The organism is Sutterella massiliensis, assembly GCF_016899755.1.
Taxonomy (GTDB): domain Bacteria; phylum Pseudomonadota; class Gammaproteobacteria; order Burkholderiales; family Burkholderiaceae_F; genus Sutterella; species Sutterella massiliensis.
Genome location: NZ_JACJJC010000446.1, coordinates 1 through 264, shown reverse-complemented (window position 1 = coordinate 264; position 264 = coordinate 1). Strand labels below are relative to the sequence as shown.

Genomic DNA, 264 nt, shown 5'->3' with positions numbered 1-264 from the left:
GAGCAAGCCTTTAAAATGGCAAAAATAATTGACTTCGATCTAAATGCTTATCTACCAATGAAGGAGTTAGTTCTTCACACTCTATAGCTGATAACCTTTATGAAAACACCGAGGTCTGAAAAATGTTATTCCGTCAGTTATTCGATTCAGAGTCTAGCACTTACACTTATTTGATTGCCGAACCTAGTACTAAAGAGGCAATTCTTGTCGATCCAGTCATAGAACAAGTCGATCGCGACCTTAAACTACTTAAAGAATTAGGAT

1 pseudogene is annotated in these 264 nt (G+C 36.7%); it reads left to right on the top strand.

Going from position 1 to position 264, the window contains the following annotated elements:
• Positions 1-122: 122 nt before the first annotated feature.
• Positions 123-264, top strand: a pseudogene (locus H6A60_RS13845) (MBL fold metallo-hydrolase); the annotation flags it as partial.